Annotated in this window: 27 protein-coding genes; 3 read left to right on the top strand and 24 right to left on the bottom strand. The window is 68.4% G+C overall.

Annotation, left to right across the window (positions count from 1 at the left end):
- Positions 1-108 precede the first annotated feature (108 nt).
- From hisIE to hisS, 10 genes are all read right to left on the bottom strand, one after another.
- Positions 109-729: a bifunctional phosphoribosyl-AMP cyclohydrolase/phosphoribosyl-ATP diphosphatase HisIE gene (gene hisIE, locus ACMGRF_RS07055; RefSeq protein ID WP_014037012.1), complete on the bottom strand. Its 621-nt coding sequence runs from the start codon at positions 727-729 to the stop codon at positions 109-111.
- A complete protein-coding gene (hisF, locus tag ACMGRF_RS07050; RefSeq protein WP_414485758.1) occupies positions 719-1,495 on the bottom strand; it encodes an imidazole glycerol phosphate synthase subunit HisF in 777 nt (258 codons plus the stop codon). The genes hisIE and hisF overlap by 11 nt, the downstream gene beginning before the upstream one ends.
- On the bottom strand, positions 1,489-2,223 hold the full coding sequence (hisA, locus tag ACMGRF_RS07045) for a 1-(5-phosphoribosyl)-5-[(5-phosphoribosylamino)methylideneamino]imidazole-4-carboxamide isomerase (RefSeq protein WP_099495182.1): 735 nt from the start codon (positions 2,221-2,223) through the stop codon (positions 1,489-1,491). The genes hisF and hisA overlap by 7 nt, the downstream gene beginning before the upstream one ends.
- Positions 2,220-2,822, bottom strand: coding sequence for an imidazole glycerol phosphate synthase subunit HisH (gene hisH, locus ACMGRF_RS07040; protein ID WP_049413788.1), 603 nt, complete (start codon positions 2,820-2,822; stop codon positions 2,220-2,222). Before hisH ends, hisA begins: the two co-directional genes overlap by 4 nt.
- Positions 2,819-3,892, bottom strand: a complete 1,074-nt coding sequence (gene hisB / locus ACMGRF_RS07035) for a bifunctional histidinol-phosphatase/imidazoleglycerol-phosphate dehydratase HisB (protein ID WP_049413790.1) — start codon at positions 3,890-3,892, stop codon at positions 2,819-2,821. Before hisB ends, hisH begins: the two co-directional genes overlap by 4 nt.
- Entirely contained in the window at positions 3,889-4,983 is a 1,095-nt protein-coding gene (gene hisC, locus ACMGRF_RS07030; RefSeq protein WP_414485757.1) for a histidinol-phosphate transaminase, read from the bottom strand. The genes hisB and hisC overlap by 4 nt, the downstream gene beginning before the upstream one ends.
- The gene (hisD, locus tag ACMGRF_RS07025; protein WP_414485756.1) at positions 4,980-6,275 is read right to left on the bottom strand and encodes a histidinol dehydrogenase; all 1,296 of its coding nucleotides are present in this window, start codon (positions 6,273-6,275) and stop codon (positions 4,980-4,982) included. Before hisD ends, hisC begins: the two co-directional genes overlap by 4 nt.
- On the bottom strand, positions 6,272-7,183 hold the full coding sequence (gene hisG / locus ACMGRF_RS07020) for an ATP phosphoribosyltransferase (protein ID WP_049438529.1): 912 nt from the start codon (positions 7,181-7,183) through the stop codon (positions 6,272-6,274). Before hisG ends, hisD begins: the two co-directional genes overlap by 4 nt.
- A 34-nt stretch (positions 7,184-7,217) precedes the next feature.
- Complete coding sequence (locus ACMGRF_RS07015) at positions 7,218-7,526, bottom strand: YerC/YecD family TrpR-related protein (RefSeq protein ID WP_049438528.1); 309 nt, start codon at positions 7,524-7,526, stop codon at positions 7,218-7,220.
- 263 nt (positions 7,527-7,789) lie between these two features.
- A complete protein-coding gene (hisS, locus tag ACMGRF_RS07010; protein ID WP_049413795.1) occupies positions 7,790-9,184 on the bottom strand; it encodes a histidine--tRNA ligase in 1,395 nt (464 codons plus the stop codon).
- A 126-nt stretch (positions 9,185-9,310) separates the two neighbouring features.
- Between hisS and ACMGRF_RS07005 the strand changes: the two genes are divergently transcribed.
- Positions 9,311-10,063 carry a Crp/Fnr family transcriptional regulator gene (locus ACMGRF_RS07005; protein WP_099495177.1) on the top strand — a complete coding sequence of 251 codons (753 nt, stop codon included), beginning with the start codon at positions 9,311-9,313 and terminating at the stop codon, positions 10,061-10,063.
- Positions 10,064-10,165: 102 nt separating this feature from the next.
- Here the strand turns inward: ACMGRF_RS07005 and thrC are convergent, their stop codons facing one another.
- From thrC to ACMGRF_RS06975, 6 genes are all read right to left on the bottom strand, one after another.
- Positions 10,166-11,452, bottom strand: coding sequence for a threonine synthase (gene thrC, locus ACMGRF_RS07000; protein ID WP_180879957.1), 1,287 nt, complete (start codon positions 11,450-11,452; stop codon positions 10,166-10,168).
- Positions 11,453-11,481: 29 nt separating this feature from the next.
- On the bottom strand, positions 11,482-12,396 hold the full coding sequence (locus ACMGRF_RS06995; protein ID WP_180879959.1) for a homoserine kinase: 915 nt from the start codon (positions 12,394-12,396) through the stop codon (positions 11,482-11,484).
- Positions 12,393-14,897, bottom strand: coding sequence for a bifunctional aspartate kinase/homoserine dehydrogenase I (gene thrA / locus ACMGRF_RS06990; RefSeq protein WP_049413801.1), 2,505 nt, complete (start codon positions 14,895-14,897; stop codon positions 12,393-12,395). The genes ACMGRF_RS06995 and thrA overlap by 4 nt, the downstream gene beginning before the upstream one ends.
- Positions 14,898-14,981: 84 nt before the next feature.
- Positions 14,982-15,119, bottom strand: a complete 138-nt coding sequence (locus ACMGRF_RS06985; protein WP_164283343.1) for a hypothetical protein — start codon at positions 15,117-15,119, stop codon at positions 14,982-14,984.
- Between the two features lie 138 nt (positions 15,120-15,257).
- Positions 15,258-16,208 (bottom strand): DMT family transporter, encoded by a 951-nt coding sequence (locus ACMGRF_RS06980; protein WP_049440462.1) that lies wholly within the window; start codon positions 16,206-16,208, stop codon positions 15,258-15,260.
- A 127-nt stretch (positions 16,209-16,335) separates the two neighbouring features.
- Positions 16,336-17,031, bottom strand: coding sequence for a helix-turn-helix transcriptional regulator (locus ACMGRF_RS06975; protein ID WP_049440463.1), 696 nt, complete (start codon positions 17,029-17,031; stop codon positions 16,336-16,338).
- An 81-nt stretch (positions 17,032-17,112) separates the two neighbouring features.
- Between ACMGRF_RS06975 and ACMGRF_RS06970 the strand changes: the two genes are divergently transcribed.
- Positions 17,113-17,892: a DUF6491 family protein gene (locus ACMGRF_RS06970; RefSeq protein WP_049440465.1), complete on the top strand. Its 780-nt coding sequence runs from the start codon at positions 17,113-17,115 to the stop codon at positions 17,890-17,892.
- On the opposite strand, the gene ACMGRF_RS06965 is transcribed toward ACMGRF_RS06970, so the two are convergent.
- The 3 genes from ACMGRF_RS06965 to ACMGRF_RS06955 are packed head-to-tail and all read right to left on the bottom strand — an operon-like array spanning position 17,889 to position 19,856.
- Positions 17,889-18,941 (bottom strand): linear amide C-N hydrolase, encoded by a 1,053-nt coding sequence (locus tag ACMGRF_RS06965; RefSeq protein WP_049413806.1) that lies wholly within the window; start codon positions 18,939-18,941, stop codon positions 17,889-17,891. The two genes, ACMGRF_RS06970 and ACMGRF_RS06965, sit on opposite strands and share 4 nt — an antisense overlap.
- Positions 18,942-18,984: 43 nt before the next feature.
- The gene (locus ACMGRF_RS06960) at positions 18,985-19,422 is read right to left on the bottom strand and encodes a DUF6691 family protein (protein WP_049413808.1); all 438 of its coding nucleotides are present in this window, start codon (positions 19,420-19,422) and stop codon (positions 18,985-18,987) included.
- On the bottom strand, positions 19,419-19,856 hold the full coding sequence (locus ACMGRF_RS06955) for a YeeE/YedE family protein (protein ID WP_414485755.1): 438 nt from the start codon (positions 19,854-19,856) through the stop codon (positions 19,419-19,421). The genes ACMGRF_RS06960 and ACMGRF_RS06955 overlap by 4 nt, the downstream gene beginning before the upstream one ends.
- Positions 19,857-19,942: 86 nt before the next feature.
- Here ACMGRF_RS06955 and ACMGRF_RS06950 point away from each other — a divergent pair, with 86 nt between their 5' ends.
- Positions 19,943-20,263: an ArsR/SmtB family transcription factor gene (locus ACMGRF_RS06950; RefSeq protein WP_262223402.1), complete on the top strand. Its 321-nt coding sequence runs from the start codon at positions 19,943-19,945 to the stop codon at positions 20,261-20,263.
- 15 nt (positions 20,264-20,278) lie between these two features.
- On the opposite strand, the gene ACMGRF_RS06945 is transcribed toward ACMGRF_RS06950, so the two are convergent.
- The 5 genes from ACMGRF_RS06945 to ACMGRF_RS06925 form a co-directional block, all read right to left on the bottom strand.
- Positions 20,279-20,707, bottom strand: coding sequence for a BLUF domain-containing protein (locus ACMGRF_RS06945; protein ID WP_099495169.1), 429 nt, complete (start codon positions 20,705-20,707; stop codon positions 20,279-20,281).
- A gap of 83 nt (positions 20,708-20,790) precedes the next feature.
- Positions 20,791-21,924, bottom strand: coding sequence for a hybrid sensor histidine kinase/response regulator (locus ACMGRF_RS06940; protein WP_049413814.1), 1,134 nt, complete (start codon positions 21,922-21,924; stop codon positions 20,791-20,793).
- Complete coding sequence (locus tag ACMGRF_RS06935; RefSeq protein ID WP_049413816.1) at positions 21,921-22,496, bottom strand: chemotaxis protein CheB; 576 nt, start codon at positions 22,494-22,496, stop codon at positions 21,921-21,923. Before ACMGRF_RS06935 ends, ACMGRF_RS06940 begins: the two co-directional genes overlap by 4 nt.
- A complete protein-coding gene (locus tag ACMGRF_RS06930) occupies positions 22,496-23,320 on the bottom strand; it encodes a CheR family methyltransferase (protein WP_005416310.1) in 825 nt (274 codons plus the stop codon). Before ACMGRF_RS06930 ends, ACMGRF_RS06935 begins: the two co-directional genes overlap by 1 nt.
- Positions 23,317-26,424: a response regulator gene (locus tag ACMGRF_RS06925; RefSeq protein ID WP_049413817.1), complete on the bottom strand. Its 3,108-nt coding sequence runs from the start codon at positions 26,422-26,424 to the stop codon at positions 23,317-23,319. Before ACMGRF_RS06925 ends, ACMGRF_RS06930 begins: the two co-directional genes overlap by 4 nt.
- Positions 26,425-26,564 lie beyond the last annotated feature (140 nt).

Here is a 26,564-nt window from a genome sequence, read left to right as displayed (position 1 = left end):
CCAGTTACGCTCGGCTGCATTGCCGGCGGGCATGCCGGCCGCTGGCCGGCACCCCCTCGATGCCCGAAGATGATGATGTTGCCGGCCAGCGGCCGGCACTACCACGCTTCAACGATGGCGTTTTTCCAGCACCGCCCGCGCATCGTCCAGCGACAGACCGCGCGCGCGCAGCAGTACCAGCAGGTGGTACAGCAGGTCCGAAGCCTCGCCGAGCAGCGCCTCGTCATCCTGCGCCACCGCCGCCAGCGCGGTCTCCACCCCCTCCTCACCCACCTTCTGTGCGATGCGGCGGATGCCGCCCTCGAACAGGCTGGTCGTATAGCTGCCCGGCGGGCGCTGCGCCTCACGCATCGCCACCAACTGGCCCAGCCCGCCCAGGAAGTCCTTCGGCGCCTGGTCGAAACAGCTCTCCGCACCCGTGTGGCAGGTTGGTCCCGCCGGGCGTGCCATCACCAGCAGCGTGTCGGCATCGCAGTCGACGCTGATCGACTGCACCACCAGCACGTTGCCGGACTGCTCGCCCTTGGTCCACAACCGCTGCTTGCTGCGGCTGAAGAAGGTCATGTGGCCGATGGCCAGCGTGGCCGCCAGCGACTCTGCGCTGACATAGCCCAGCATCAGCACCTGCAGGGTATCGGCATCCTGCACCACGGCCGGCAGCAGGCCGTCGCCCTTGCCCCAGTCCAGCGCCTGCAATGCGTCCAACGACGGCCTGACTTCAATAGACATCCCGCACCTCGATCTGCTGTCCGCGCAGGTAGCGCTTCAATTCTGGAATGGCGATGGCGCCGCTGTGGAACACGCTCGCCGCCAGTGCACCATCGACGTCGGCCTGGTCGAAGGCTTCTGCGAAATGTTCCATCGCACCGGCGCCACCGGAGGCGATCAGCGGCACCTGGCACAGTGCCCGCGCCTGCTGCAACTGTGCGACATCGTAGCCGCGGCGCACGCCATCGCTGTCCATGCAGTTCAGCACGATCTCACCGGCGCCCCGACGTTGCGCCTCGACAATCCAGTCCAGGGTGCGCAGTGGCACCGCCTGGGTCTTGGCCGGGTCTCCGCTGAAACGGCGCACCCGCCATTGGCCATCCGCTTCGCGCACCGAATCGACACCGACCACCACGCATTGCACGCCGAACTCGTCGGCCAGTTCAGTGATCAGTTCGGGACGGCCCAGCGCGGGCGAGTTGATCGACACCTTGTCGGCACCGGCGAACAACACGCGGCGCGCGGTTTCCACGCTGTCGATGCCACCGGCCACGCAGAACGGAATGTCGATCAGCCGCGCGATGCGCTCGATCCAGGCAACGTCGACCGAACGCGCCTCGGGGCTGGCGCCGATGTCATAGAACACCAGCTCGTCGGCGCCCTCGTCGCGATAGCGCTGCGCCAACTCGGCGATGTCACCCATGTCGACGTGGTCGCGGAAGCGCACACCCTTGACCACCCGGCCATCGCGCACGTCAAGGCAGGGAATGATGCGGCGGCTCAACATGCCAGCGCCTCCGCCAGGTCCATGCGCTGTTCCAGCAGCGCCTTGCCGAGGATCGCACCGCCGCAACCCGCACTTCGCGCTTCAGCAACGTCGGCCACGTCACGGATGCCGCCGGACGCCTGCACCGCCACTCCCGGCAGCAATGCCGACAGGTGCTGGTAGAGGCCGATATTGGGCCCGGCCAGCATGCCGTCGCGGGCGATGTCGGTGCACAACAGGTGGCGCATGCCGGCGCGCGCGTAGCGCTGGGCCAGGTCATCCAGGGTCACCCCGGCGTTCTCGGTCCAGCCGTGCACCGGCAGCTGCCACTGCCCCTGTGCGTCCTGGCGGGCATCCAGCGCAATCGTGATGCGCTCGGCGCCGAATTCCTCCAGCCAGCCGACCACCTCATCGGGGCGACGCACCGCCAGCGAACCCACCACCACGCGGCCGGCGCCGGCATCGAGGATGCGCGCCACGTCGTCGCGGCCGCGCACGCCACCGCCGGTCTGCACCTGCAGCGGCGTGTGCGCGCGGATCGCCGCCAGCAGCGGCGCCAGCGTATAGCCACCGGCGCGTGCGGCATCCAGATCCACAAGGTGCATCCACTGCGCGCCCTGCGCGGCGAACGCCTGCGCGCGCGGCAGCGGATCGTCGCCGTAGGAGGTTTCCTGCGCGTAGTCGCCCTGGCGCAGCCGCACCACGCGGCCGTCGCGGATATCCAGCGCGGGGTAGACGATGAAACTCATGCAGCAGTGCCCTCGAGGAAATTGCGCAGCATCAGCGAGCCGGTCTCGCCGGAGCGCTCGGGATGGAACTGTGCGCCGTAGTAACGCCCCTGCTCCACCACGGCAGTGAACAGCCCGCCGTGGTCGCAGGCAGCGACGGTATGGGTATTGAGCGGCGCCGCATAGCTGTGCACGAAGTAGGCGCTGGCGCGTTCCGGCACACCCTGCAACAGCACCGACTCACGTAGCGGCAGCAGGCGGTTCCAGCCCATGTGCGGCACGCGGATGCCACAGGCCGGCACCAGCTTGCGCACCACGCCCGGAATCAGTCCCAGTGTCTCCACACCCGCTTCCTCGGAGCGTTCGAACAGCAGCTGCATGCCAAGGCAGATGCCCATCAGCGGCACCTCCAGCCGCTGCAACGGCTCGACCAGGCCCTGCGCGTGCAGGCGCTGCATGCCGGGACCGGCGGCGCCGACGCCGGGCAGGATCACCCGCTGCGCACCCACCAGGCCGTCCGCATCGCGCACCAGCCGCACCGTCGCGCCCAGCCGCTCCAGTGCGTAGCGCACCGAGCCCAGGTTGGCACCACCGGCATCGATCAGCGCAACATCGCTCACAGCGCCCCCTTGGTACTGGGCAACGCGGTGCCCTGCCTCGCCAGCGCCGGGCGCAGTGCGCGCGCCAGCGCCTTGAAGCAGGCCTCCACCTTGTGGTGATCGTTGTCGCCGCGCACCTGCAGGTTGAGGTTCAGGCCGCTGGCATCGCACAGCGAGCGGAAGAAATGCGGCACCAGCTCGGTCGGCATGTCCCCCACCCGCTCGCGCTTGAACTCGCCCTCGAACACGAAGTACGGGCGGCCGCTGAAGTCCAGCGCAGCACTGGCCAGCGTCTCGTCCATCGGCAGGGTGAAACCGTAGCGGCCGATGCCGCGCTTGTCGCCCAGCGCCTCGCGCAGGGCCTGGCCCAAGGCCAGCCCGGTGTCCTCGATGGTGTGGTGCTCATCGATGTGCAGGTCACCCTCGGCCTGGATATCGAGGGCGAAGCCGCCGTGCTTGCCGATCTGTTCCAGCATGTGGTCGAAGAACGGCAGGCCGGTGGAGATGCGTGCATCACCGGCGCGATCCAGGTCCAGTTCGACGCGGATCTTGGTCTCCTTCGTGTTGCGCTGGACCACGGCGGTGCGCGGCGCGTCGGCCAGCGCGTGGGCAATGCCCGGCCAGTCCCACTCGCCCCCGAACTGCGCGGTGCGCAGCTGGAAGCCACGGATGTTGAGGTTGTCGGCGAACTGCAGGTCGGTGATGCGGTCGCCAACCATGGCCGAGCGTGCCCAGTCGATGCTGCGGTCCTGCAGGTAGGCGGTCATCAGGCCGATGCCCGGCTTGCGGGTCGTGGCGTTGTCCTGCGGCCAGCTGCAGTCGATCAGCACGTCGCGGAAGGTGATGCCCTGGCTTTCGAAGATCTGCAGCATCAGCTCGTTGGGGCCATCGAAGCTGGCGCGCGGGTAGCTGTCGCTGCCCAGGCCGTCCTGGTTGGTGACGATCACGAACTGGTAGCCGGCGTCACGCAGCTTCAGCAGCGCCGGGATCACCTGTGGCACGAAGCGCAGCTTTTCGTAGGCGTCGATCTGGAAGTCGGACGGCTCCTCGATGAGGGTGCCGTCGCGGTCAATGAACAGGATCGGGGTCATGCTGCGGCCCTCCGCGCCGACAGGGCCGCAAGCACGCGGTCATTCTCTTCGGGGCTGCCGATGCTGATGCGCAGCGCATCACCCAGCTGCGGCGCGGCGCGCTGGTCGCGCACCACCACGCCCGCAGCCAGCAGCGTATCGAACGCGGCCTGGGCATCGGCGAAGCGAACCAGCAGGTAGTTGCCGGCCGAGCGGTAGACGCGACGCACGCCGGGCAGGCCCGGCAGCGCCACGCGCAGGCGTTCGCGCTCGGCAATCACCGTGGCTACGCGCTCGGCGGTCCGGGCCAGCGCGGCGGGTTGCAACGCCTGCACCGCCAGTTCCGCGCACGGCGTCGGCACCGGGTACGGCGCCTGGCAGCGGCGCAGCACGGCAATCAGCTCCGGGGCGGCCATCAGGGTGCCGATACGGGCAGCAGCCAGCGCGTGCGCCTTGGACAAGGTGCGCAGTACCGCCAGGTTGGCGTGTGCGGCCAGAAGCGTGGTGGCCGATGCGCGCCCCGCGTACTCCACATAGGCCTCGTCCACCACCACCAGCGCCTGCCCGCGCAGCGCAACCGCCACACGCTCGACCTCCTCCAGAGCGATGTCACTGCCGGCCGGGTTCGACGGTGCGCACAGGAACACCAGCTTGGCTCCCTGCGCCTTGGCCGCGTCGATCACCGCATCCAGATCGGCGCGCAGGCCATCCTCACCGTCCACCAGCGGCACTTCAATCAATGCGGCACCCTGCAGGCGTGCGCAGACGGCGTACATGCCGAACACCGGCGGCGTGACCAGCACGCCATCGCGACCGGGCACACACAGCGCGCGCACCAGCAGGTCGATGGCCTCGTCACTGCCGCGGCCGACCAGCAGCTGCTGTGGCGTCACTCCGTACAGCGCCGCCAGTTCCTCACGCAGCGCCAGCGGTTGCGGTTCGGGATAGCGCCGGCTGCTGCCAGCCGCATCGGCCGGATTGGCCCAGGCCGACTCGTTGGCATTCAACCAGACCTCGCCCTGCACCACCGCACTGCGCGCCGAGCTGTAGCCGGCGAAGGCCTGCAGATCCGGGCGCACCAGTGCCAGCACGTCATCAATGGCGGCGCTCATGCGGCGGCCTCCATGCGCAGGGCCACCGCACGTTCGTGCGCGTCGAGGCCCTCGGCAGTGGCGATGGTGCGCGCGCAGCCGCCGATCGCGGCCAAGCCGGCGGCGCTCGCGCTCTGCACGCTGATCAGGTTCTGGAAGCTGGCAACGCTGACGCCACTATAGGCACGCGCGGCACCGGCGGTCGGCAGCACGTGGTTGGTCCCGCTGCAGTAGTCGCCCAGTGCTTCGGGGGTGTAATCCCCCAGGAACACCGAGCCGGCGGCCTGCACCTTGTCCAGCCACGCGCGCGGATCACGCAGGGCCAGGATCAGGTGCTCGGGTGCATAGCGGTTGCTGATCGCGAAGGCCTCGTCCAGCGAATCGACCTGGATCAGGCGCGAGGCCGACAAGGCCTGGCGCGCGATCTGCTGGCGCGGCAACACGGCCACCTGGCGCTCGACCTCGGCTTCGACCGCGGCCAGCATCGCGGCATCGTCGGTCAGCAGCAGTACCTGCGAATCCGGACCATGCTCGGCCTGCGACAGCAGGTCGGCGGCGACGAATGCCGGATTGGCGCCGGCATCGGCAATCACCAGCACTTCCGAAGGACCGGCCGGCATGTCGATGGCGGCGGCGCCGTCCTGTGCGACCTGCTGCTTGGCTTCGGTAACGAAGCTGTTGCCCGGCCCGAACAGCTTGTCGCAGGCGGGAATGCTTGCGGTGCCATAGGCCATGGCAGCGATCGCCTGCGCGCCGCCCAGCTTGAACACGCGCTGCACGCCGGTCAGCCGCGCCGCCACCAGTACGGCCGGGTCTGCGCTGCCATCGGCTCGCGGCGGCGTGCACAGCACCACCTGCGGGCAGCCGGCCAGCTGTGCCGGAACCCCCAGCATCAGCGCGGTGGACGGCAGCGGCGCGCTGCCGGCTGGCACGTACAGGCCCACCCGCCCGATCGGACGCAGCATGCGTTCGCAGACTACGCCCGGCGCGGTTTCAACTGCGTATCCCTTGCCCATGCCGGCGGCGTGGAAGCGGGCGATGCGCTCGGCCGCGTCCACCATGGCCTGGCGCAGTTCGCCGGGTACGGCGGCTTCGGCCGCAGCGTACTCGGCTTCGCTCACTGCAAAGGACGACAGTTCGACACCATCGAAGCGTGCGGTGATCGCACGCAGCGCGTCGTCGCCCTGCGCGCGCACCTGTGCAATCAGCGTCGCCACCGCGTCGCGGGTCTGCTGCGCCACGGTCTGCACCGGGCGGGTCAATGCCGCGCTGCGCGCGGCCTCATCAAGTCGGGACCAGATCAGACGGTTCATGCCAGCGACCGCTCCACGCTCAGTACCATCAGGCCCTGCGCACCCGCGCGCTCGAGTTCCTCCATGCGCTGCCAGCTCAGCGGGCCGGGGCACATGGTCTGCAGGCGCAGCGCACCGCCATCGGCCGGCAGCCGCACCAGCGGCTCGGCATCGGCCAGCAACTGCGCCAGCGCGTCGACGCGATCCTCGCTGGCGCGGAACATCAGCAGCTTGCGGTCCTGGCGCTGCACCACGCCGTCGAGGCGGCGCAGCAGCATCGCGCGCAGCGATGCACGTGCATCATCCGGCACGCGCACCGCACCAGCCAGCACCGCCTCGCTGTCGAGCAGGTTGTGTACCGGGGTCAACTGGTTGGCACGCAGCGTGGCGCCGCTGGACACCAGATCGCAGATCAGGTCGGCGGTACCCAGGCGCGGGGCGATTTCCACCGACCCGGACAGCTCGACCACCTGCGCGTCCACGCCCTGCTCGGCCAGCCACTGCGTGAGGATGGCCGGGTAGCTGGTGGCGATGCGGGTGCCGGCCAGCTGCGCCGGGCCCTGCCACTGCCATTCCTCGGGCACCGCCAGCATCAGCCGGCACTGGCCGAAGCCCAGCCCGCGCAGCGCCTGGTAGGCGTCGGGCAGGCCGATCTGGCGACGTGCCGCGGCCTGCTCGTCCAGCTCGTTGCGGCCGACGATGCCGAGGTCGCAGACGCCGTCGGCGATCAGGCCGGGGATGTCGTCGTCGCGCACCAGCAGCAGGTCTACCGGCAGCGATTCGCCGTAGCAGAACAACTTGTCACGGCTTTCGCGCCAGCTCAGGCCACAGGCGCTGAGCAGGTTGCGGGCGGGCTCGGCCAGCCGGCCACTCTTCTGGATGGCGATACGCAGCCGGTCTCGTGCCGGCGCTGCCTGGGTTGCACTCATGGGGGAGGTCTCGAAGTTCGGAACGGGGCGCGGATCAGCGCGAAGCAAGGCGGTCGATGGCGGCGGCATAGCCCCGATGGCCATGCTCGAGCGTGCGCGCCACCCGTCCGGTGGTGGTCACACTGACGCCGGTGCGCTCGTGGATCTCGCGGTACGGCACGCCCTGCTGCAGCAGCGGCACCACCTTCCAGCGGTCGGCCATGGCTTCCAGCTCGGCCGGAGTGCACAGGTCGCGCAGGAAGGCTTCCACCTGCTCCGGCTCGCGCAGGGCGGCAAAGGCCCGGGCCAGGGCTTCCAGGTCGGCCTTGGGGTCTTTGGCGGCAATATCGGGGCGGGCTTTCACGGGGCTGTTTCCATGCATCAATGTAATAGCGCGTTAGTACATTAGCGCATTCTTGCGCAGCGCGTCAAATCTGGGGGAGGCTGGGCGGCGCTGCCCCTGCGCCTGCTGCATGCGAAGCAAGGTCAAATGCCAGGTTGCTGAGGGTTGGCGGGGGCGGATCCGTTTCTGGAGGAAAACCGCCCTGACCCCAGGCAATGGCAAAAAAAAACGCCCACCGGGTGGCGGGCGTTTTCGTGGCGTGGTGGCGCGCGGCCAACCGGCCGTTACATCACCTTCGACTGCTCCAGCTCGACCTGCAGGGTGCTGGCCAGCTCGTCGCGGGAGACTTCGAACTGCTGCTCGCGCACCAGGTCCTTCACCGCCACCACGCCGCGCGCCAGCTCATCCTCACCGGCCAGCACCACGAAGCGGATGCCGGCCTTGGCCGCGTACTGGAACTGCTTGCCGATCTTCTTCGGCTCCATCTGCACTTCGGTGTTGATGCCACCGGCGCGCAGGCGGCGGGCGATGTCCAGCGACTGCGCCATGCCCTGCTCGTCCATCAGCGCCACCAGCGCCTGCACGCTGCTGGCCTCGATGCCATCGATCAGGCCGGCTTCGCGCAGCTGCCAGAACAGGCGCGACAGGCCGATGGAGATGCCCACGCCCGGCAGCTTCGACTTGCTGTAGTGGCTGGCCAGGTCCTCGTAACGGCCGCCCGAACAGATCGAGCCGATCTGCGGGTGGTCGGTCAGCGTGGTCTCGTAGACGGTGCCGGTGTAATAGTCCAGGCCGCGCGCGATGGAGAAATTCAGGCAGTACGCGCTCTCCGGCACACCCAGTGCCTGCACCAGCTGCAGCACTTCGCGCAGCTCGGCGACGCCGGTGCGCAGGATTTCCGAAGAGCCGGCGTCGGCTTCAAGTGTGGCCAGCTGCGCCAGCGCATCGGCATGGCCCTGCGAACGCACGGCCACGAAGGCCAGGATCTTCTCGACCTGCTCGCCCGGGATGTTGAAGCCCTCGCCCACCAGCGTCTCGCGCACGTAATCGGCGCCGCGCTTGTCCAGCTTGTCCACTTCGCGCAGCACCGCCAGCTGGCGCTCGCCTTCGGCCACGCCCAGGCTTTCGAAGAAGCCGCGCATGAGCTTGCGGTTGTTCAGCTGGATGCTGAAGTCGCCGATGCGCAGCTCCGAGAACACGGCGTGGATGACCGCCAGCACTTCGGCATCATAGCGAACGCTGAGGCTGTCCTTGCCGATCACGTCGATGTCGCACTGGTAGAACTCACGGAAACGGCCGCGCTGGGCACGCTCGCCGCGGTACACGCGCTGCATCTGGTAGCGACGGAACGGGAAGGTGAGTTCGTGTTCGTGCTCGGCCACGTAGCGTGCCAGCGGCACGGTCAGGTCGAAGCGCAGCGCCATCTCCGGCAGCGAACGGTCGCCCGATTCGGCCGCGTTGGCCAGCGCGCCGGTGGACTGCACGAAGTACACCTGGCGCTCGGTCTCGCCGCCGGACTTGGTCAGCAGCACGTCGGACAGCTCGAACACCGGCGTCTCCACCGGCAGGAACCCGAAGCGCTCGTAGTTGCGGCGGATGACGTCCAGCATGCGCTGGAACGCAATCTGCTCGCGCGGCAGCAGTTCAAGGGTGCCGGGCGGGGTACGGGGCTTGATCACGGGCGGAACTCCTGCTGGAACGGGACGTGGGAGGGGGCGACATTCTAGCGCCCCCGCCTCGGGCAGGGTCGAACGGCCGCTTGAAGTATCATAAGGCCCTCCCCGCCCGCGATACGCCCCCGCACCATGTCACGGCCTTCCGGCGCTCCGCCGGCCACCAACGATCCCGCCTCGCCGTCCTGCACCACGCTGGACTGCCTGCACTGCTCGGTTCGCCATCTTGCGGTGTGCTCGGCGCTGTCGCCCGATGAAGTGCAGGCGCTGGAACAGGTCACCGTTTCGCAGCAGGTGAGCATGGGCAGCACGCTGGCCCGCACGGGTGAAGAGCGAGACCATGTCTATACACTGACTGCCGGCGCACTGCGCCTGGTACGCACCCTGGCCGACGGCCGCCGCCAGATCAACGGCTTCGTGCTGCCCGGCGACTACCTGGGCCTGAGCGGCAGCGACCACCATCGCTGCGACATCGAAGCCATCGCCGACAGCCGCGTGTGCCGCGTCGCGCTGCCACAGATGAAGCTGCTGCGCAGCCGCTTCCCTCATCTGGAGCGCAAGCTGCTGCAGCGTGCCTGCCAGGAACTGGATGCCGCGCAGGACGCCGCACTGGCCCTGGCACGCCTGCAGCCGGCCGAGAAGCTGGCCGATTTCCTGCTGCGCCTGGCCGCGCGTGAAGCCAGGCTGGGCGGCGACGGCCTGCGCGTGTCGCTGCCGATGGGCCGAGGCGACATTGCCGACCATCTGGGCCTGACCATGGAAACGGTCAGCCGCACCTTCACCAAGCTGCGCCAGCAGGGACTGATTGCCCTGCCCCACCTGAACGTAGTGGAGATCCTCGACGAGGACGGGCTGCGCGCGCTGGCCGGTGAAGGGTTGATCTGACCGTATCGCGGTTGGTTGGGTTGCCGGCCAGCGGCCGGCACTACCGGACGGATGCAACACGGGTAGTGCCGGCCGCTGGCCGGCACCCGCATCCCTCTCCGATCAACGCAACAACACCTCGCGCAACGCCGCGTAATCTGCCGCCAATGGTTCGGCGTGCGCCGGTCGCTGCAGCAACGCATCCAGCGCAGGCGGCACCGTCACCGTTTCACCGATCAACGGCTCGACCACGGCCTCGAACTTGGCCGGATGTGCGGTGGCCACCACCGCCCAGTCGCCCTTGGCACCGCGCGCGCGCAGATCCTGCAGCACCTTCACCGCCGTAGCCGTATGCGGGCAGAACAGCTCGCCACTGCTGGCATGGGCCGCCGCAATCGTCGCGCGGATGGTCACGTCATCCACCGCGAACGCGCGGAAAGCTGCACGCAGTTCCGCGTCGTCGCCGTGGTAGAGCCAGCGCAGTCGCTCGAAGTTGCTCGGCGCACCCACGTCCATTGCATTGGCCACGGTGGCCACACTGGCCTGCGGCTGGTAGTCGCCGCCACCGAAGTACGCGGGCAGCACGGCATTGGCATTGGTGGCCAGCACGATCTGCCCGATCGGCACCCCCAGTGCGCGCGCCAGCACCGCGGCCATCGCGTTGCCCAGGTTGCCGGTCGGCACCACCAGGTTGAGCCGGCGACGATGCAACGCGTAGTGGCTCAGTGCCGTATGTGCGTAATAACTCATCTGCGGCAGCAGGCGACCGAGGCTGATGCTGTTGGCCGAGCTCAGCGGCACCTGTGCCTGCAGTTCGCGGTCGGCCAGCGCCTGCTTGACCATGGCCTGGCAGTCGTCGAAGGCACCGGCCACGCGCAGCGCCTGGATGTTGTCACCGAAGCAGCCGAGCTGGTGCGCCTGGCGCGGTGACACGCGGCCATCCGGATACAGCACCACCACGCGTACGCCTGGCTGGCGATGGAAGGCTGCGGCAACGGCGGCGCCGGTATCGCCGGAGGTGGCGACGACGATGGTCAGATCACGGTCCTTGCCGGCCTGCAGCCGCGACAGCGTACCGGCCAGGAAACGCGCACCAATGTCCTTGAACGCCGCCGTCGGTCCATGGAACAGTTCCAGCACGTGGTCACCGTCGCCGAGCGCACGCAGCGGCACCGGGAAGTCGAACGCCTCGCGGCAGATCGACGGCAATGCGGCCTCCAGCGCATCCCCGGCGAAGAACGGTGCCAGTAGATCTGCAGCGGTATCGGCCAGGGCCGCACCGGCTTCCAGCTCACGTGGCGCCGGCAGTACCTGGGGCACGTACAGGCCACCATCGGGCGCCAAGCCTGCAGCGATGGCCGCACTGAGGCCACCGGCCGGGGACCGGCCGCGGGTCGAAACGAAGTGCATGGGTTCAGTATCCAAAGAAGGAGAAGGATTCAGCACAGCCGGGCTCCCGGCGCATCCAGCGGCGACACCCAGGCATCGCTGTCGAAGCCGGCAGCAGCGAATGCGGCCTGCACCGGCGCCGCGGCAGCGTGGGCCCGGTCGGCATCTTCGAACCAGGCGAACACGCTGGGGCCGGCACCGGAGATGCCTGCGCCCATTGCACGGGCTGACAACGCCGCATCGCGAGCCGCCTCGAAGCCGCCGATCAGTCCCGCCCGTCGCGGCTCCACCAGCACATCGCGCAGGCCAGCGCGCACCAGCGCCGCGTCGCTGCGATGGCAGCCGCTGAGCACCAACGCAAGATTCGCACTCTGCGCCACGAATTCACCCAGCGCATAGCTGCCTTGCAGCGCCTGGCGTGCCAGACGGGTTTCCAGCACCGCGTGCGGGTGCACCAGCAGGCTGTGCCAACTGGCTGGCACAGGGATCGGCAGCAGGCCGTCGGCCGTGCACAACGCCAGCCCGCCGAGCAGCAGCGGGCCCACGTTGTCGCCGTGGCGGCCCCCACTGGCCACGGCCTCGCCGTCCAGCGCGAACGGATACAGCGCCTCGCGCGGGAGTGGCGCATCCAGCAATGCATTGGCAGCAACCAGCGCGGCGACGCACGACGCTGCCGAGCCGCCCATGCCCGAGCCGAATGGAATGCCCTTGTCGATCTCCACCGCGAAGCCGAAGTCCAGGTCCAGCCCTGCGCGCAGCGACATCAACGCCGCACCTGCGGTGTTTCCGGCCGCCTCCAGCGGCAGTTCGACCGCACTGCCACGGATCGCCTCGATGCGCACCACCGGCTCATCGATACGCCGCACGCTCACCGTATCGCCGACGCCTGCAATGGCATGCCCCAGAATGTCGAAGCCCACCGCCACGTTGGCCACCGAGGCGGGCGCAAATGCACGTGCGATCACAGGCGTGCCCCCTCGCCAGCGGCTACCCGCAGCAGGTCGGCGAACACGCCCGCCGCCGTCACTTCCGGTCCAGCGCCCGGTCCCTGCACCACCAGCGGGTTGTCGCAGTAGCGGCGGGTACGGAACTGCACCACGTTGTCGGTCAGCCGCAGGTTGGCGAAGGCGTGGTCGGCCGGCAGCTCCTGCAGGCCCACCGAGGCGCCGTCGGCGCCCAGCCGTGCCACGTAGCGCAGCACCGCGCCACGCGCCCGCGCGTCCTGCAGGCGCTGCAGCAGGCTGGCATCGGACTCGCCCAGCCGCGCCATGAAGTCATCCACGCTGCCGTCGCGCAGCAGTGCCGGCACCAGGCTTTCCACCTGTACCTGCTCCAGGCTGAGCGCGTGACCGGCCTCTCGGGCAAGGATCACCAGCTTGCGTGCTACGTCCACCCCCGAAAGATCATCGCGCGGGTCCGGCTCGGTATATCCCATCGACCGCGCCTGCGCGACCAGCTGCGAGAACGGCTGACTGCCATCGAAGCGGTTGAACAGCCAGGCCAGCGTGCCGGAGAAGATGCCTTCAATCGCCAGCACTTCATCACCGGTATCGACCAGGTCGCGTAGCGTGGTGATCACCGGCAGGCCCGCGCCCACGGTGGCCTCGTAGCGGAAGCGCGCGCCACTGGCCGCTGCGGCGGCGCGGATGCGCTGGTAGCGCGGCAGCGGCCCGGCACCCGCCTGTTTGTTCGGGGTGACCACATGGATGCCCGCCGCCAGCCAGCCCTCGTAGCGCTCGGCCACCTCGGCACTGCCGCTGCAGTCGATCACCACCGCATGCGGCAGGTGCGCAGCCAGCAGGTGTTCGGTGAAACGATCAAGATCGCTGGATTCACCCGCGTCCCGCAGGGCCTCGCGCCAGTCCGCATGCAGGCCGTCCACTTCCAGGCGCATGCGCGAACGCGAGGCCAGCGCGCGCAGGCGAAGATCCACATTGGCCTTGGCCAGCAGCTGCGGGCGCGCGGCCAGCAACTGGTCCAGCAGTGCGGCGCCAACGTTGCCGGGCCCGATCACACCGACCGCGAAGGTCTGCGGCGACAGCCAGAAGCCTGCATGCGCCGCGCGCAGCGCACGGGTGGCATCGGCACTGTCCACTGCGACCGAGATGTTGCGCTCGGACGAGCCCTGCGCAATCGCCAGGATGTTCACCTGCGCACGCCCCAGTGCCTCGAACAGGCGCGCCGCCACGCCTGGCTGCCCGGCCATGCCATCACCGACCGCGGCCAGTACGCTGACGCCTTCACTGACCTGCACGCGCTGCACCTGTCCCGCTGACAACTCGTGCGCAAATGCGTGCAGCAGTGCATCGCGGCCACGGCCGGCTTCGGCAGCACGCACCACGCAGCAGATTGAATGTTCCGACGAACCCTGCGAGATCATCACCACCGACACCTGCGCCTGGCGCAGGGCGGCGAATACGCGCTCTGCAGTGCCGGGCACGCCGATCAGGCCGGTGCCTTCCAGGTTCAAAAGGGCCAGGCCCGGGCTCAGGGTCAGGCCCTTTACCGGCCCACGCGGCGAGCGCTCGGCACTGATGCGCGTACCCGGATGCGCCGGCTGGAACGTATTGCGGATGAAGATCGGCAGACCGAGGCGGATCGCCGGCGACATCGTCTGCGGGTGCACCACCTTGGCGCCGAAGTACGCCAGTTCGCAGGCCTCGTCGTAGCTCAGCGCTTCCAGCTGCACTGCCTCGGGCACCAGCCGTGGGTCCGCCGACAGCACGCCATCGACATCGGTCCAGATGTGCAGCTCGTCAGCGTTGAACAGCGCGGCAAAGATCGCACCGGAATAGTCGCTGCCGTTGCGGCCGAGGGTGGTGATGCGGTCATCGCGATCGCGTGCGACGAATCCGGTGGCGACCAGGCGCGACTGCGGATGCTGCAGGCGCCACTTGGCCAGGCGGTCGGCACTGGCTTCCCAGTCGACATCCACGCCGAGTTCGCCATGCCCGACCACCAGCACATCGCGCGCGTCGAGTACCGCGCAGTCTTCGCCCAGCGCGCGCAGATGCGTGCCAAGCAGCTGTGCGGAAAACACTTCGCCCAAGCCCTGCACACGGTCCAGCACCTCGCGCGGCAGCTCGCCGATCACCGCCAGCGCGGCCAGCACCTCGGCCAACTGATCGAAGCGGGCGTCGATCCACTCGACCGTCTCGCCCACCTGCTCGCCCAGCAGCGCCACGGCAGCGCCGCGATGGCGTGCGCGCAGGGCATGCCAGGCCTCACGCCAGCCTTCGTCGCCCTTGGCCGCCAGCTGGGCCAGTTCGATCAGCGCGTCGGTGACGCCCTTCATAGCCGAGACGACAGTGACCTGCAACGATTCGGGACGGGCCAGCAGCAGGCCGCCCACATGGCGATAGCGTTCGGCATCGGCCACCGAGGTGCCGCCGAACTTGTGCACGACAGTGGACGGTGCAGCCAGGTCGGCCGGGGCAACGGAATGAGCGGGGGCGTGGGAAGACATGCAGACCTCGGTAGGAGGCCCCGTCGCATGCAGGTGTCGAGTTTCCCCGCCACCTGGATGGTGCGGGGCCGTGGTTTTCGGGAGTTACACGAAGACGACGGGCCGCACCAGGGCAGTGGTGACGGTGGTGGTGGTAATGGTGGTGATGGTCGCGACCGGCGCAGTCGAACGGCCCGCAGTGGCGGGGGCGATCAGGCTGGCGTGGGCGGCATCAAGGACCATGGCGCACAGAAAACACCGTGCGCCCGGCCGCTGTCAAGTGCTGCGATGCAGAAAACCGCTGCCGCGATCATCGGCCAACGTGCCGCCATTTGGTTGCAATTGAGACAAAGCCGGCATCAGCACGCTTGACGACTGCATTCAGCCGGCATGTTCGGCGATCGCCCGTGGTGTGCGATGCGCGTGCGCGCACAGCATCACGCCAGCCACCAGGAACACGATTGCCAACGCTTCCAGCAACGAGGGCCAACGCCGCTGCCAGGCAAACGCGTACAGCAGCGCGAACAGGGTTTCGAACACGATCATCTGGCCAGTCAGGGTCAGTGGCAGCAGGCGGCTGGCGCGGTTCCAGAATGCATTGCCGAGGATCGAGGCCACCACTGCCACGCCGGCGCTGATCGCCCAGAACCCGCCCCATTGCGCCGCCGTATGGCTGCCGGTGTGCCCGGTGAAGGCCATCGGCACCAGCAGCAGGGCCAGGCCGCCGGTGGTGACGCCGTTCAGCAGCGACCAGTCATGGCTGGACAGGTCCGGCCTGCGCGCCAGCCAGCGGCTGTTGCCGATCGAATACAGCGCCCACGAGAACAGCGCACCGAACGCGCACAGCAGCCCGATCAGGCGCTGCCGCCACGGGGTCGCCAGGTGCTCGGACATCAGCGCTTCCCAACCCACCAGGGCGACCCCCAGCACGCACAGCCCCAGTGCCGGCAACAGCTGCTTCAGTGGTACAGCGCCCTGCTCGCGCACGCCAACGAGGGTGACCACCACCGGAATCAGGCCAACGATCAGCGATGCCGCAGCGCCACCGGCCCACTGCACGGCGGTCGCCAGCAGCAGGAAGTACACCAGGTTGCCTGCCAGGCTCAGCCACAGCAGGCCGATCCATTCGGCACGGCCCAGCCGCGGCGCCAGCCGTTTCCATCGCGGCAGCAGCAGGGCGACGGCAATCAGGCCATAGACCAGGTAGCGGCCGGCAGACAGTTGCAGCGCATTGAACGACTGAAGCACGGCAGGCGCGAGAAAGACCACGCCCCAGAGTGCGCCAGCGGCAACGCCATTGGCGATGCCCACGGCCATCGGGTTGTTGCGCATTCGGTTGTCCGGGGGGGATGGAACGGGCCGCGCAGTGTAAGCGCTGGCCCGCGCGGCATGCTTGACCGAGGCTACTGCGCTGCGCTGCCGCTGACCTGTGAACCGAGCATCGGCTCGGCTCTACACGTCAGCCGGCACCCCTGCGCCACGCAGCGGGGGTCTGGCCACATTCGCGGCGCAGCGCACGGGTCAGTGCGCTCTGCTCGGAATAGCCTGCAGCCAGTGCGATATCGCTGATCGGCGCGGCAGTGGTGCGCAGCTGATGCTTGGCCCAACGCAAGCGGCACGCGCTTAGCCAGGCCTGCGGGCTCAGCCCGAACTCGCGCTGGAACAGCGCGTGCAAGCGGCTCTCGCTGACACCGACAAAGCCGGCCATCCGGGCAACCGGCCAGGCCCGGCCGGGATCGGCCTGCACCGCCGCGCACAGGCCCTGCATGCGCGCGCCACTGCCCGCCGGTGCAAATACCTGCAGCAACTGCGGCAGCAGCGCCGGCATCGGCTGCCCTGCCTGCACGTCGGCCAGGCGCTGCCGCAACGCCAGCGGCAGATGCAGCCAGCGCTGGCGGCACAGATGCTCCTGCGTGCCGTCATCAAGCACGCCTGCAGGACAATCAACGATCACGAAACCATTGGGGCCGTCCGCCATCTGGTCATGTGCTTCGCCGGCGGCGACAAATGCCCCCTGCAGCAGGTCCAGCCGGCCGCCGCGCCCTTCGATCTCGAACTGCAGTTCGCCCTGCAGCGGCAGCACCCACTGCGCGTAGTCATGGCGGTCCAGGCCGGTGGCCTGCCCGTAGTGCCGCAGATGGAAGATGGCGCCCATCCGGGCAGTGTGCGCGCGTAACAACGGCCGTGCAAACCGCTGCTATAGTCGATCCGTCATCCAACGCAGGGAGTGCAGGTCATGACCCATCGGCAGCTGTCCCTGGTGCTTGCCACCAGCCTCGGCCTGGCGCTCACCGCCTCGGCCTCCGCGCAGGAACGTACCCCACCGGCCCCGCACTGCATGGACGCGGTCGGCGTCCAGGAAGTGGAGCAGGCGTCACCGCGTTCAATCGCCCTGCGGGCCGCTTCCGGCCAAGCTTATCGGATCGACTTCAGCGGGGAGTGTCCCGGCGTCCGCGGTGCCACCACGCTGAAGCTTGAGGCGCCCGCCGGCTGGGCCTGCGGTCGCCCCAGCGAGCGTGTGGTGGTCGATGGCCGCAGCTGCGCGATCAGCGCGGTGACCCCCGTGCAGGATCGCGACTACGCCAGCATGGCCCGCGACAGCGACCGCCTGCGCATGGCCACCCTGCCCGCCCTGACCATCCGCGAGCGCAGGGACATCCGCCGCAGTTTCGGTGGTTCGCCGTCGTACTGCTTTGCCACGCGCAACGTGCGCGCGTGGTCGTCCGACCCGCAGGGCATGCTGGTGGAGACCAATCCGCATCGCAATGGTGGCCACCGCTACTATCGCGTGGAGCTTGGCAGCCACTGCCGCCAGCTCGACCGTGCGCCACAGCTGAGCTTCCACTCCGGCATGCAGAACGGGCTGATCTGTGGCAATCCGGGCGATCGCATCCTCACCGCCGGATTCGAGAACGGTGACCTGCGCAACGACGCGCTGGCGCCGCTGCCGCAGTACACCCGCGGCGGCTGCACGATCCAGGCGGTCTATCCGGCTTCCAGCCAGGCGTCGAACTAACCGTCGACGCCGAGGAACGCGAACGGTGCGCTGGGCACGAAGTGGCCCAGCGCGTCGCCGGAAAAGGTATTGCGCTGGTCCGGACCGAGATCGAGCTTGAGCACCTTGCCGCCGAAATCGACCTTGTTCAGGTCGACCCAGAAGGTGTTCGGTGTCAGTGCCGATTCGAAGAAGTACAACCGCCGCTTGTGGTCGGCCACGGTGCGCCAGCGCGTGGATGAGATATTCGGTTCGCCGGGGGTGGTGATGCCATACGGTACCGAGGCGTTGCGGATCACGCTGAACACACTGGCCAGCGCCACTACCGGGTCTTCCGCCTTGGGAATGGCGTTGATGTAGAACGAGGCACGCGCGAAACGGTCGGCTGAGCGGTTGGTACCCGGCAGCATCACCGTGCCGCCGATCTGCTGCCAGTAGCTGTTGAGTGCCAGCTGCTGCTCGAAGATCGGTGAGTTGGTCATCACCTGGTAGCGCCGGTCATGGTGGATCACCTGGCGACCGCCGATGTATTCGACGATGGCGCTGTCGCCACTGGCATCTGACAGCGACAGGTGCAGCGTGGCCTGGCGGTCTTCGCCCGGCACCTTGTCGGTGACGATCGAGTAGGGCTCGCGCTGCAGCGCCGCGACCGCCTCGTCTACGGTGGCGAAGTTGTCCAGCACATACTGCGCCCATAGTGAGATGGCCAGGCCCGGCTTGTTGCCACGCTGCTTCGGATACTCCGATTCGACCAGCCACAGCAGGTTGGCCACCAGGCCCTTCTCGTTCATGCCATCGGTGGTCGATACGTCGTAACCGGTGGCCACCACCGAGCCGTAGCGCGCCGTCCAGGCCAGTGACTTCGGCCCGGCCTGGCCGGTGCGCGCGATGCCGCGCGGCAGCACGTAGAGGTTGGTCGCCACATCGACCTTCCAGTCCATCGAGCGCGCGGTGATCACATCACCGTTGTCGCCCAGGTAGACCGCGCGCGTGCAGGCCAGCGCCGGTGCCACTGCGGCGGCCAGCGCGACCGCCAGCAGCGCCCTTTCCTTCCACTTCATCCGTGCCATGTCGTTGCGCTCCTTTCCCCGTGATCCGTGGATATGACCCGATTCAGGGTGACACAGCGGTGAAGCCCCGGCGAGCCAGGCGATCGTGCAGCCAGAAACCTGCAAGCATCGCCGGCACGAACCAAAGCGCTTCGCGCGATCCCACCGCCAGCCCGGCGATGGCAGGGCCCGGGCAATAGCCTGCCCAGCCCCAACCCATTCCGAACAATGCCGCGCCCAGCACCAGGCGCACATCGACAGCGCGCGCGGCGGGCAATTGGAAGCGCGTTGCGCATGACGGCCGCGGGCGCCGCACCGCCCAGTGCTGGCCGACCGCGCTGACCAGCAGTGCCGAGGCCAGCACCCAGGCCAAGGTGGGATCGAAATCGCCGGCGATGTCGAGGAAACCGAGGATGCGGCGCGGATCGGTCATGCCGGCCAGCGCCAGGCCCGCGCCGAACAGCGCCCCTGCCGCGCCGGCGGCCACCATCACGCGGCTCATGCGAAGCCCCCGCCATGGCGGATCAGGAATGTGGTCAGCATTGCGCAGGCCATGAACACCAGCGTCGCCAGCAGTGACCGCATTGAGCCGCGGGCCACGCCGCACACCCCATGACCACTGGTGCAGCCGTTACCCAACCGCGTACCGAATCCGACCAGCAAGCCGGCGCCAACCAGCTGCCACGCCGGCAAGGCGTCACGCAACAGGTTGCGGGGCGCTTGACCTGGCCCGGTCTGCCAGTACAGCACACCCCCGGCAGCGGCAAGCAGGCCGAGCAGGAATGCCCAGCGCCAGCCGCGCTCGCCCGGTGTCGCGCGCACGCTGCCAGCGGCAATACCGCTGATGCCGGCCACCCGGCCCGTGGTCGCCAGCAATACCACCGCCGCCGCACCGATCAACGCGCCCCCCGCGACGGCGGCCCACGGCACGGTCATGACCTGCCTCCACTTGTTCCGTTCATTCGCTTGCCTTTTGAATTAGCTTTTTCTAAATTAGCTTCTTCTAAAACAAAAGGTCAACCATGACCCGCATCGAGCTCGACAGTGCCGCGGTGGCCGGGCATGCCGCCCAGGCCGCGGCGCTGCTCAAAAGCCTGGCCCATCCTGCGCGGCTGCGCGTGCTGTGCCGGCTGGTCGAAGGCGAGGCGCCAGTACCGGAACTGCAGGCACTGACCGGGCTCAGCGCATCAGCGCTGTCCCAGCATCTGGCGGTGCTGCGCGGACTTGGCATCGTCGCGACCCGGCGCGAAGCGCAGGCGATCCACTACCGGGTAGTGGAAGGGCCGGCGCTGGGCGTATTGCAGGCATTGCACGCGGCGTACTGCGGAAGTACAGCGCGCTGAACCTTCCACGCAGGTTCAACCTGCGTGCAGCACCGGTTGCACGACCTGATCGAGCAGATCCACCGGGGTCGGCGCCGACAGGTCACCATGCAACGCGCGGGTAAAACCTGACCAGTCGCTGGAAGACAGTTGCCGCAGCAGCGCCTCCTCCACCGGCAACGCGCGCATCGACCAGTACGGAAACTGGCGCTGGCCGAGGCGGCCACGCGCCAGTTCGATGATGTCGATATGGCTACCGGCCTGCAGGATGCGTTCGTACACCGAATCGATACCATCCGGCGGCCCTTCGATGTACTGCAGGAATCGCGCGCCGTCATGCAGCAGCACACCGGTCACGCCCGCCAGCTTGTTGAAGCGGGCTGCATCATCGACCAGCGCCTGCAGCCGTTCAGCGGAAAGATCCGGCAGCGCCTGGCTGACGTAGGCGATGGCACGCAGTGGCATGGCGCTTCCTTGACAAGATGTACACCCACGGTAGCAGCTGCGGACGAGTCCGTCTCAGTGCCCGCGGGTATTTCCTGAAGAGTTCAGGTAGCGGCCGCCGGCAGCCCCTCTGCGCGTCTCGGCAACCGGGCTTCGAACACCACCTGGCCGGCTTCATTTCGCGCTGCGATGTGCCCGCCGTGCGCGCGCACGAACTGATCGACGATATACAGGCCCAACCCCAGGCCATTGCTGGGGTGGAAGCTGGCCTTGAACGGCTCGAACAGACGCGGCAGCAGCGCGTCGTCGATCCGTCCCGCGTTGCTCACCCGCAGCAGCACGCTGCGCGGATCACGGCCGTCCACCTCCACCCTCGCCTCGCTGCCATGGGTGAGCGCATTGCCGATCAGGTTGGCGGCAACCTGACCCAGCCGATCCAGATCACCCTGCAGGCGGGTATCGCCCTGCATATCCAGATGCACCCGTGCGTGGCCGTGGGCGCTGCCCGCTTCGGCCACCACCGCACGCGTGACCTCGGCAAGATCACAGGCGCTGGCCTGCAGGCGCAGGCCGCCGCTGCGGATCCGCGAAAAGTCCAGCAGCTGCTCGACCATGCGCGCCATGCGCAGCGTGCTGGCCTCCAGGTGCTTCAGGGTCTGCTGCGCGCCGTCATTGCCCGCAGGAAGCTCCAGCGCCAACTTGTCGGCACACAGCAGGATCGCCGACAGCGGCGTGCGCAGATCGTGGGTGAGCACCGCCGCCATCGTCTCGTTGAGCTTGAGCGAACGCTCCAGCGCCTCGTTGCGCGCCTTCAGCAGCTGACGCTGCTGGTACAGCTCGATGAAGACATTGACCTTGCTCAGGATCACCTGCGGCGCCACCGGCTTGTGCAGGAAGTCGACCGCGCCGGTTTCGTAGCCCTTGAACGCGCGCAGCGGGTCGTCCGGCGAGGCGGTCAGGAAGATGATCGGCACATCCCGGCTGCGGTGTGAACCGCGCATCAGCTCGGCCAGGGTGAAGCCATCGATCTCCGGCATGTGCACGTCCAGCAGGGCCAGCGCCACCTCATGCTCCAGCAGCAGTTCCAGCGCCTGTGCGCCCGAGCCGGCCAGCAGCAGGTTCACGCCCTCGCGCTGCAGCAGCGCCTGCATGGCCACCAGGTTCTGCGGCACGTCATCGACGATGAGCAGGTTGACCGGGGTCTGCGACTGCGCAGGGTCCGGTGGCAGCAGGTTCATGCAAACAACTCCTTCAGGCGACGGCACATCAGTTCGAGGGGCAGCACGGCATCGGCGCCGGCGTGCTGCAGGGCGGAGGCCGGCATCATCGATGCCTCGGCCTCCTCGGGACATTGCAGCCAGGCGCGGCCACCGGCAGCGCGCACCGCGGCCACCCCTTCACTACCATCGCTGCTGGCACCGGTCAGCAGCAGGGCCAGCACCTGCGCGCCGAACACGGCCGCAGCCGACTCGAACAAGGGATCGATCGCCGGGCGCGAAAACAGCACCGGTGCGTCCACCGACAATGCCAGCGAACCGGCGTCTTCCACCAGCAGGTGATAGTCCGGTGGCGCAAAGGTCACCGTGCCAGGCTGCAGCGGCTGCTTGTCTTCGGCCTCGCGCACCGGCAGCGCACAGTACGGCGCCAGCACTTCGGCGATGCGGCTGCTGCGATCGCGCGGAAGGTGCAGCACTGCCAGCACCGGCGCCGGCAGAGCCGCGGGCAGCGCGCCGAGCACCGCCTGCAGCGCCGCGACCCCACCCGCAGAGGCCCCGATCACCAGCACGGCCGGTCGTGTCGGCAGTGCCATCAGGCAACTTTCCGGTACAGGCGATGCTCCCGCGAGCAGGTCTCGAACGCGCCGTGGTGGCGCCCGAACTGCAGCGACTCCTTGCTGCCCAGGCCAAGGAAGCCGCGATGCACCAGCGCTTCACGGAACAGGCCTACGGCGCGGTCCTGCAGATCGCGGTTGAAATAGATCAGCACATTGCGGCACGACACCAGGTGCACCTCGGAGAACACGGTGTCGGTGGCCAGGCTGTGGTCGGCGAACACCACGTTGCGGCGCAGCTGGCGATCGAATACCGCGCCATCGTAGGCCGTGGCGTAGTAGTCGGACAGCGAGGCGGTGCCACCGGCCGCCAGGTAGTTCCGGCTGAACTGGGCCATCCGGTCGATGCCATAGGCGCCGGCCTCGGCGGTGGCCAGGGCTGCCGGATTGATGTCGGTGGCGTAGACGATGCTGCGCTCCAGCAGGCCTTCCTCGTGCAACAGGATCGCCAGCGACCACACTTCCTCGCCGGTACTGCACCCGGCCACCCACAGCTTCACCGACGGGTAGGTGCGCAGCACCGGCACCACCTGCTCGCGCAGCTCACGGAAATAGGCCGGGTCACGGAACATCTCCGAGACCTGCACGGTGAAGAACTGCATCGCCTGCGCAAACAGGTCCGGCTCGTGCAGCAGGCGGTGCTGCAGGTCGGCCAGCCGCTCGCACTCATAGCGCTGCATGGCCTGGCGGATCCGCCGGCGCAGCGACGACACCGCATAACTGCGGAAATCGTAGTGATAGCGCTGGTAAAGCGCTTCCAGCAGCACCTTCAGCTCCAGGTCGAACAGGGCCTGCTCGTTCATTGCCGCGAGCACCAGACCCGGCACAGCGATACCAGCTTGTCGACGTCGATGGGTTTGGCGATGTAGTCGTTGGCGCCGGCCTGCAGGCAGCGCTCACGGTCGTCCGGCATGGCCTTGGCGGTCAGCGCGATGATCGGCAGGTCCTGCAGGTGGCGCTGCGCGCGGATTTCGCGCATCGCAGCAAGGCCATCCTTCTCCGGCATCATGATGTCCATCAGCACCAGGTCGACCTCGCGCTCAGCCAGCCGATCCACCGCTTCCTGGCCATTGCGCGCGATCTCCAGCGTGACGCCGAGGGGTTCGAGCACGCTGGACAGTGCGAAGATGTTGCGCACGTCGTCCTCGGCCAGCAGCACCGTCCGACCGTCGAGCACGGTGTCGCGACGGCGGGCCTCGCGCAGCAGGCGCTGCTGGTCGGTTGGCAGGCTGGCCTCCACGCTGTGCAGGAACAGGGTCACCTCGTCCAGCAGGCGCTCGGGCGAACGTGCGCCCTTGATGATGATGCTCTTGGAATAGCGGCGCAGGCGCTGCTCTTCCTCGCGACTGAGTGCGCGACCGGTATAGACGATCACCGGCGGGAAACCGACATCGTCGTTGCCGGCCATGTGCTCGAGCAGGTCGTAGCCGCTGCCGTCGGGCAGCGACAGGTCCATCACCATGCAGTCGAACGTGACCGTACTGAGCTGTTCCAGTGCGCTGGCCAGGGTGCCTACAGCGACGATCTGCAGCTGGTCACGGCCCAGCAACAGTTCCAGGTTGTGGCGCAGCTCGTTGTCGTCTTCCACGATCAGCAGCCGCCGCATGTCGCGCTGGCTGGTCTGTTCCAGCTGTTCGATGGCCGTCACCAGCCGCTCGCGCGTGGTCGGCTTGATCGCAAAACCGATCGCGCCCAGCTCGCGCGCTACCTGGCTGCGGTCCGTGGCCGAGACCACATGCACCGGGATGTGGCGGGTGTCCGGATTGCGCTTCAGGCGTTCCAGCACGCTCAGGCCCGACACGTCCGGCAGGCCGATATCGAGCAGGATGCCGTTCGGGCGCAGTTCGCTGGCCAGGGCCAGCGCCTCTTCCGCCGTGCCCGCTACCACGCAGTCGAAGTCCAGTTCATGGGCCAGCGCCACCAGCGCTTCGGCGAACGTGGCATCGTCCTCGACCGCCAGGATCAGGCGCCCGGCGCGCTGGCGGCGACCGCGGTCGTCGGCTACGCCGGCCATCGCAGTGACCGGCGCTGCTGCGGTCGCAGCGCGTACGGGCGCGGCCGGCAGCACGGCCGGCGCCGTCGGCGGCGCTGCCACGGGGACCTCGGCAGCGACGGCTGCGCTCGCCGCGGGCGCTCCCTGCAGCGGCAGCTCCAGGATGAAGCAGCTGCCGCGCCCGGGCTCACTGTCGACCTGGATGCCGCCGCCCATGCGCTCGGCCAGATCGCGCGAGATCGACAGGCCCAGGCCGGTGCCGCCGTAGCGACGGCGGGTGCTGCCATCGGCCTGGCGGAACGCTTCGAAGATGACATCCAGCTGCTCGCGGGCAATGCCGATGCCGGTGTCACAGACCTCGAACCGGATGCGGCCGTTGCCGCCGGCACGCACGTGCAGGCTGACCTTGCCATGCTCGGTGAACTTCACCGCGTTGGCCAGCAGGTTCTTCAGGATCTGCTGCAGCCGCTGGCTGTCAACCACCATCTGGGTCGGTGCCAGGGCGTCGGCTTCGATCTGCAGGGCCAGGCCCTTCTGCCGCGCCATCGGCTCGAACGTCTCGCGCAGGCGCTGCAGCGCGCTCTCGACCACGACCACTTCATCGGACAGTTCGACATGGCCGGCCTCGATGCGCGACAGGTCGAGGATGTCGTTGATCAGCGCCAGCAGGTCGTTGTTGGACGACAGGATCGCACGCGCGTACTTCACCTGTTCCTCGGTCAGGGTGCCGTCCTTGTTGTCGGCCAGCAGCTTGGCCAGGATCAGCGAGCTGTTCAGCGGCGTGCGCAGCTCATGCGACATGTTGGCCAGGAATTCGGACTTGTAGCGCGAGGTCGCCGCCAGCTCGTTGCTGTTGCGCACCAGCTGGCTCTGCGCGACCAGCAGTGCCTGCTTCTGCGCCTCCAGCTCGTGGGTGCGCTCTTCCAGCTGCACGTTGCTCTGTTCCAGCTCGGCCTGCTGTTCTTCCAGGTGGCTCTGCGACTGCAACAGGCTGCGGCTCTGCTCTTCCAGTTCCTCGTTGGCCACGCGCAGCTCTTCCTGCTGGGCCTGCAGCTCCTCGCCCTGGCGCTGCGACTCCTCCAGCAGCACCACCAGCTGCGCACGCAGCAGCGATGCGCGCAGTGCCATGCCGATGGTGTCGGCGCAGCGCTCAAGCAGCTCGCGATCCAGGTCACGCTGTTCACCCGCCCGCGCGCGGCCCAGCTCGATCACACCGACCACCGCACCATCGCTGCTGATCGGCGCCAGGATGCGCTCGCGCACCGGCAGCCGGCCCAGGCTGGTCTGCAGTTCGAGCACGGCAGCGTCTTCGCCGTGCAGGTGGCGGATGCGTTCGTCCCGGGCAACCTGCCCGGCCAGTCCTTCGTGCAGGGCCAGGGAGGCCGGCGTCCCAGCGGGCAGCGCCACGCCACCGGTCAGCTGCAGCCGGCCGCCGTCCAGGCGATAGACCGCACCGACCTCTGCATCCAGCTGCCCGGCCAGGCTTACTGCTGCCGCCTCGGCGATCTGCTCCGGCCCGAGGTCACCGCGCAGGCTCATCGCCACGGCGTTCTCGGCCTCCTGCAGCCAGAGAGCGCGCATCGCCTGGCGTCGGGCCTGGATCGCGCGCGAGACGATCAGTGCGATCATCAGGAAGGCGCAGCCACCGACGGTACGGTTGACAAGCGAGAACGACGAGTTGTTGCTGGCTGGCGCAACGTTGAAGCCGATCACCAGCAGGACACAGGCGATCACCGCGACCACGAACGGCGCGCGTGCACTGCGCTGGAACACCGTCACGCCGACCGCGAGGAAGTAGGCCAGCCATACCGCGTAGCCGAGCGGGACGACCAGTTCCAACGCGATGGTCGCGGCCAGCAGCACGGCGGACGTCATCCAGATCCAGCGGTCACGCGTAGTCGCACCAGGACGCATGCAGGTCGGTTCCAGAAGGCAAAGGGTGGAAGATGGTACTCCGTGTCGCATTCAGCCGCACAGGACCAATGGCACGTGTCAGGCGTGCACGCATCCTTCACACTTGAGTGCCTAGCTTCACGTCCCTCACAGGGGTAACA

This window comes from Stenotrophomonas sp. EMP41 (assembly GCF_047495535.1).
GTDB classification, from domain to species: Bacteria; Pseudomonadota; Gammaproteobacteria; order Xanthomonadales; family Xanthomonadaceae; genus Stenotrophomonas; species Stenotrophomonas sepilia.
This window is presented reverse-complemented; position numbering and strand designations above follow the sequence as displayed.